This is a genomic window from Spirosoma gilvum (assembly GCF_054776815.1).
Genome location: NZ_BAAHBH010000033.1, coordinates 1 through 5,355, shown reverse-complemented (window position 1 = coordinate 5,355; position 5,355 = coordinate 1). Strand labels below are relative to the sequence as shown.

The 5,355-nt window shown below is 35.7% G+C and carries 8 protein-coding genes; 3 read left to right on the top strand and 5 right to left on the bottom strand.

The genetic code is table 11. The annotated features are described in order from the left end of the window. Positions 1-128 precede the first annotated feature (128 nt). The 5 genes from ACYVFD_RS35900 to ACYVFD_RS35880 all read right to left on the bottom strand — a co-directional run bounded on the left by ACYVFD_RS35900 (position 129) and on the right by ACYVFD_RS35880 (position 4,035). Positions 129-1,130 carry an alpha/beta hydrolase gene (locus tag ACYVFD_RS35900; RefSeq protein WP_461095440.1) on the bottom strand — a complete coding sequence of 334 codons (1,002 nt, stop codon included), beginning with the start codon at positions 1,128-1,130 and terminating at the stop codon, positions 129-131. Then, positions 1,130-1,921 carry a type 1 glutamine amidotransferase domain-containing protein gene (locus tag ACYVFD_RS35895; RefSeq protein ID WP_338877503.1) on the bottom strand — a complete coding sequence of 264 codons (792 nt, stop codon included), beginning with the start codon at positions 1,919-1,921 and terminating at the stop codon, positions 1,130-1,132. Before ACYVFD_RS35895 ends, ACYVFD_RS35900 begins: the two co-directional genes overlap by 1 nt. A gap of 13 nt (positions 1,922-1,934) precedes the next feature. Further along, complete coding sequence (locus tag ACYVFD_RS35890; protein ID WP_338877502.1) at positions 1,935-2,555, bottom strand: NAD(P)-dependent oxidoreductase; 621 nt, start codon at positions 2,553-2,555, stop codon at positions 1,935-1,937. Position 2,556: 1 nt separating this feature from the next. Next, positions 2,557-2,979 carry a luciferase domain-containing protein gene (locus tag ACYVFD_RS35885; protein ID WP_338877501.1) on the bottom strand — a complete coding sequence of 141 codons (423 nt, stop codon included), beginning with the start codon at positions 2,977-2,979 and terminating at the stop codon, positions 2,557-2,559. 195 nt (positions 2,980-3,174) lie between these two features. Continuing rightward, complete coding sequence (locus ACYVFD_RS35880; RefSeq protein WP_338877499.1) at positions 3,175-4,035, bottom strand: AraC family transcriptional regulator; 861 nt, start codon at positions 4,033-4,035, stop codon at positions 3,175-3,177. 75 nt (positions 4,036-4,110) lie between these two features. On the opposite strand from ACYVFD_RS35880, the gene ACYVFD_RS35875 reads away from it, so the two are divergent. The 3 genes from ACYVFD_RS35875 to ACYVFD_RS35865 all read left to right on the top strand — a co-directional run bounded on the left by ACYVFD_RS35875 (position 4,111) and on the right by ACYVFD_RS35865 (position 5,120). After that, the gene (locus ACYVFD_RS35875) at positions 4,111-4,275 is read left to right on the top strand and encodes a helix-turn-helix domain-containing protein (protein WP_338877498.1); all 165 of its coding nucleotides are present in this window, start codon (positions 4,111-4,113) and stop codon (positions 4,273-4,275) included. A gap of 33 nt (positions 4,276-4,308) precedes the next feature. Beyond that, entirely contained in the window at positions 4,309-4,584 is a 276-nt protein-coding gene (locus tag ACYVFD_RS35870; RefSeq protein ID WP_338877497.1) for a helix-turn-helix domain-containing protein, read from the top strand. A gap of 89 nt (positions 4,585-4,673) precedes the next feature. Next, complete coding sequence (locus tag ACYVFD_RS35865; protein ID WP_338877496.1) at positions 4,674-5,120, top strand: IS630 family transposase; 447 nt, start codon at positions 4,674-4,676, stop codon at positions 5,118-5,120. Positions 5,121-5,355 lie beyond the last annotated feature (235 nt).

The following is a 5,355-nucleotide window of genomic DNA, read 5'->3' as shown; positions in this document are numbered from 1 at the left end:
TGTTGCTTCTAAATAAAGTGAATTCCATTTTACTTGCTCGGCTGGATCTATTAATTTTTGATAAGCATTTTTGGTCGATGTGTTTACTACTCTGCTGTCGGAAAGAATTATTGCGCTGCTCATTTTTTTTATTTGATGTTTTGATTAAACCAATCTGAAATTTCATTTACTGATTGTCCAATAATAATTGGGTCGTCATAAAATTGAAAGTGAACGGTATTGTCAATCCAAACCGATTTTTTGTTTTGTGTTGGAATTGAAATAAAAATTTGTTTGGCAAACTCATAACCACCATCACTCATTTCTCCGTGAATAACCAAAGTAGGTTTAAATATTTTTTTTGAAGTGGCTAACGCATCAAAATTCAATGTTTCAAATTCGCTCATTGCTGTCACTTTGTTTTGCCAACCACCACGATATGTAAAATATGGTGCTTTATTTTCCCAAGGATGATACCACCCATAAATCGGCAAAGGTGGCAAGAGTTGTTCTGTGCCTATACTATCAACTATTTTTATATAATCTGCTTTGCCTGTGTTTTTAAATTTTTCTTTAGCTATTACTGCTCTTTGCAAATGATTATTCCAAATACTTTCATTACCTAAAAGATTAATCATATTTTCTTTTATTAAATAATTGCCCGAAACCAACGCCACAGCTTTTACTCGTTTGTCATCAATACTTACTTGCATCATTTCATTGGCACCGTTGCAGACACCAACAATAAAAATTTTGCCAGCATCAACATCACTTCTTGAAAGCAAATAATCAATAGCCGATTTCACATCCTCTTCTTTATTTTTTAAACTTTCAAATTGTCTCGGTTTTCCTTCACTTTCGCCATAATTCCTTGCATCAAAACATAAAGCTACAAAACCCTTTTCGGCTAATCTTGTAGCATATTGAATTGGCGATTGCTCTTTTACAGAACATATTGGTCCCAAAATAACTACTGCTGGTTTCTTCTCATTACTTTTATAATTGCACAAAAGTCCAGCTACATTTTGGTTGTTACTTTTAAATTTTACTTTCTCGGTTATATAATTATTTGCCATTTTATTTTTTACTTTATTACAAGAAACGGCAATCGTTGCACACACAACAATTACCGTAAAAACAAATTTTTTCATTATTTTTTAGTTAAGAATTTAACCACCAGTTCTGCTGTTTCTTTTCCGCTACTTCCTTGTTGTCCACTTATTAAATTTCCGTCTGCTACGGCAAATGATTTATAAGGCGATGAACCTGTAACATATTTCGTATTCATTTTTTTGGCTTCGTCTTCTATCCTAAATGGTTGCATTTTTTTTCCTGCATTTTTGTCTACAATATCCTCTTCTGAGTTACAAAATCCAGTCCATTTTTTACCTTCGGCTAATAATTTTCCATTGCTCAATTTTGTTTTTAATAAAATACAAGAACCGTGGCAAATAGTGGCTGATGCTTTTCCTTCTTCGTAAAACTGGACAAAGAATTGATGTAATTTTTCATTGTTGTAAAAAGTTTGCATCGGCCCCAAACCACCTACGACAAATATTCCATCAAAATTTTCGGCTTTTACCTCCTCTAATTTAACAGTATTTTCCATTAAGGCAACGGTTTTAGAATGGTGTTTGAATCCCGTGCTTACCAAATCCAACTCTCTTACGTTTGGACTTTCGGGGTCGCTCCATCCATCAAAAATAATTTTTCCGCCATCAGGTGATGCGATTGTAATGTCATAACCTGCTTCTTTAAAGGTTTGATACGGTTGTGCTAATTCGGATAACCAAAAACCAATTGGATACCCTGTTGTTTCTGATTTTACTTGGTTTGAAACTACAAGTACGATTTTCATCGTTTTAGATTTTTTTGTTTGAGCATTTGATAAATTGAACATTGCAAAAAATGCAAGTGCTGTGATTAAAATTGATTTTTTCATTTTTATTATTTAATTAATTGTTTACTAATCCTATCCTTGTTTTGTTGTATTTATTTTCCACAATTTCTGTTGCGATAAAATGCCCCACGTTTCCTGAAAAAATTTGTTTTGCTTCACTTTTCGGGAAATAATTTTCTTGTGATAGATAATTTTTATCGGCATCGCCCTCTGCCACCATTGTTGGGCAGATGAAAAGATAGTTAATATCTAATGGTGCAATGTTGATGTAGGCTTCCCAATGGTCAGCTCTTTGGTTTTTCAAAAATTCTGGTTGCCCTGGTAAATCTCTACGCAATGTTTTGTTGTTGTGTAATGTAAGTCCTGAACCAAATACTAAAATTAATCTTTGATTATCCGAAACAGATTTTGATAATAATTTTCCAACAGGTGCAACTACCATTGTTGGGTCTTCATAGTTTCGGTTTCCAATTGCAGAAACAATTACATCAAAACCTTTTATGGCTTCAGTAATTTTGCTTTCATCATTGAGATCTCCTGTTATAATGTTTATGTTTTCAGGATATTCAGTTTGGCGGATGTAGACTGTTACTTCATTTCCTACTTTTAAATTTTCCTTTACGATTTGTTTTCCCATTAAGCCTGTTGCTCCAAAAACGATTACTTTTTTTGACATTTTAATTGATGTTTTGTTTGTTTATTTTATAAATTAAAGTTTCAATAGGAATACCCATAAGCCTTTCATAATTTAATTGAAAAAGCCATATTGCTTGTTTTGCATCGTTTTTAGTTGGGATTTTGAATTGTACCCAACCTTCGTATTCACCACCATAAGAAAATTTTTGTGCAAGATTATTTTCAATTAATGGTATTCGTAATTCATAAGTTGTTGCCAAGTGAACTGAACCGTCTAAGTGAATGTGTCCCAATTCATTTTTGCCTACATAAAAATCCGCTCCATCAACTTTTGAGTTATCATACAAATCCCAATGAGATGCTGAAATAATATTTTTCCATTGTTGAATTACAAGGCTTACCATTTGTGGGTAAGCACTCATTGTTGGAGGAGGAACGATACGTCCTTTTTCTTCGAGTGTCATAATTATACCAATTCAGGGTATTAATGTCGTATTTTTAGAAAGTTAACCATATGATCGTCAGGACATAAATAGGATGTGCCGCGATTGAAGAACACGACATGATGATCCAGAATTGGTATTATGAAATTTGATACTGCAAAGATGAGAACCAAAGAGCCGAATTTGTTAGGACAAAACGTAGATTTATCAGTACTTTTAGGAAAGGGTTTTTCTAAAATCTTGTGGTGAAAGTCCGGTATGTTTTTTGAAGTATCGCGCAAAGTAGCTACTATCTTCAAAACCGAGTTTGTAAGAAATTTGGCTTATTGTGAATTCTGAAAAATTTAGTAATTGTTGAGCTTCTAAAACAACTCGTTCTTTTATTATTTCAGTGGTAGTTTTTCCACTGGTTGCTTTTACAAATGAGTTTAATTGATGTGCTGATATATTTAATAGAGAAGCGTATTGAGAAATAGGAATGCTTTTAGCGAAATTTACCTCTACTAAATTTTTAAATTGTTTGAAAATTACAATTTGTTGGTTGCTGCTTTTTTGATAGCTTTGTATAGAAAATAATTTCTGGATTCGTCTCAACAATATTAACAATAATGCTTGCACTGTTTCGGTTGATTGTTCAATGCTTTTACATTCATAGTAGAGTAAATCAATAACAGGCTGAACAGTATTGATGTCTTCTTTTTTTAGTTGTAAAAATGGATTTTCGTGAAGATTATCTAAATAGGAAATCTCAAAAAGAATGTTTTTATTTTGAAATATTTGAAGGAAAAATTGTTCTGTAAATAAAACAACAAACCCTTTAATGTTTTCCCACTTTTCAAACATGTGCAATTGACTAGGCGAAATAAAAAATAAAGTATTTTCTGAAATTGTATAGTTTTTATAGTTAATATTTTGATTGCTATTGCCTTTTGTAATCCACAAAATTTCGTAAAAATTGTGCTTATGTGGAAACTCAATATTTTCAGGTTCTACCATATCTTCAAATTTGTCCACAAGAAAATCAACCTGTCTATGAGGTTGGTTGATAAGGTCACTAATGGATATGGTTTTGAACATTTTGCAAAGGTAGTAAAATGATATTCTGTTATTGATTCGTGAGTAAGTCTGTAATATTTGTACCTTATTGTTATTATGGCCAGCTACAAACAAAGTGATTATGAAGCTTTACGGCGACGTTGTGTCGAACTCGAACAAGCCGGTTGGAAGCAGCAAGCTATAGCTCAGGCGTTTGGTCTAACTCAAGGCTGGGTCAGTCGAACCCTGACCAAATATCAACAAAAAGGCACTGTAGGGTAGCAGGAAGGTAAACGGATAGGTGCACCTGCTCGCTTGTCGAGCCAACAATTGGTCGACTTGGTTAACCAACTTAATAAAGGGATAGAGCACCACGGATTTTCAGGAGCTGTTTGGACCAGGCCGCGTGTCAACGAGGTTATCAAGACATGTTTTGGCTTAAGCTATGATCTCTCCCAAGTAGGGCGTCTACTTAAAAAAGTAGGATGGAGTCGGCAGAAACCTCAAAGAAAAGACCGTCAGCAGGATGCTCAGGCTGTTACCCACTGGCGGCAGGAGTGGCTAGCTGAACTTAAAAAAAGCCAAGGCTGAGGATAGAGTTATCGTCTATAGTGACGATGCTGCCTGCCATCTATTACCCCTGGTAGCTTCATACGCGGGCACCCTGTGGGCGAACACCAGTGGTTGCGGAGCAAGCCGGGCGTACTCATTTGAGTCTGATCGCAGCCATCGCCCCTAACGGCCGGTTGTATCTGGCCGTTCAGGATCGGCCTTTAATCAGCGATGAAATAGTGTGTTTTTTGAATAAGCTTTGTAGTCGCTATCGCAAGTCCAACCTATTGGTGATCTGGGATGGGGCTAGTATTCACCGTAGTCAAGCAGTCAAAGCATTTTTAAGCTGTAAACCAGGGCGAGTTCATCTGGAACGGCTACCGGCTTACAGTCCTGAATTGAACCCAGTGGAGTTACTCTGGAGCCATCTAAAGCGAAGTCTAAAGAACCAGTTGTTCACCTCGTTAGAGCAGTTTCAGGCAGCAGTACTTAAGCAAATGGAGCGCTTACACGGCGACCCTAAACTAGTTACCTCATTTTTCCGCAAGAAAGAAGTTGCTTTCTTTACGGATTAATTCACGTATCAATAAGCGAAAAAAGGTTTCCATACCTGGAAAGTCCAGGCATATCGCATCAAAATAGTTCTTACTCAAGGTATAAAGCGTAGAATCTTCTAATGCTTGTCGATGGGTTGCCAGACCAAGGCCGTGCCTTGCCGGATGGCATCAACCAGGGCTTCGATTTCACTTTGCTTAGTAAACAAGCTCACCGAATAGCAGTTTTTGAATGCTGTTGCGTTGATTATTCCTG

Bases quoted from the DNA above. Each gene is read 5' to 3' on its own strand.
- ACYVFD_RS35880 (WP_338877499.1), bottom strand. From the start codon at position 4,035: ATGTTCAAAACCATATCCATTAGTGACCTTATCAACCAACCTCATAGA.
- ACYVFD_RS35900 (WP_461095440.1), bottom strand. From the start codon at position 1,130: ATGAAAAAATTTGTTTTTACGGTAATTGTTGTGTGTGCAACGATTGCC.
- ACYVFD_RS35895 (WP_338877503.1), bottom strand. From the start codon at position 1,921: ATGAAAAAATCAATTTTAATCACAGCACTTGCATTTTTTGCAATGTTC.
- ACYVFD_RS35890 (WP_338877502.1), bottom strand. From the start codon at position 2,555: ATGTCAAAAAAAGTAATCGTTTTTGGAGCAACAGGCTTAATGGGAAAA.
- ACYVFD_RS35875 (WP_338877498.1), top strand. From the start codon at position 4,111: ATGGCCAGCTACAAACAAAGTGATTATGAAGCTTTACGGCGACGTTGT.
- ACYVFD_RS35885 (WP_338877501.1), bottom strand. From the start codon at position 2,979: ATGACACTCGAAGAAAAAGGACGTATCGTTCCTCCTCCAACAATGAGT.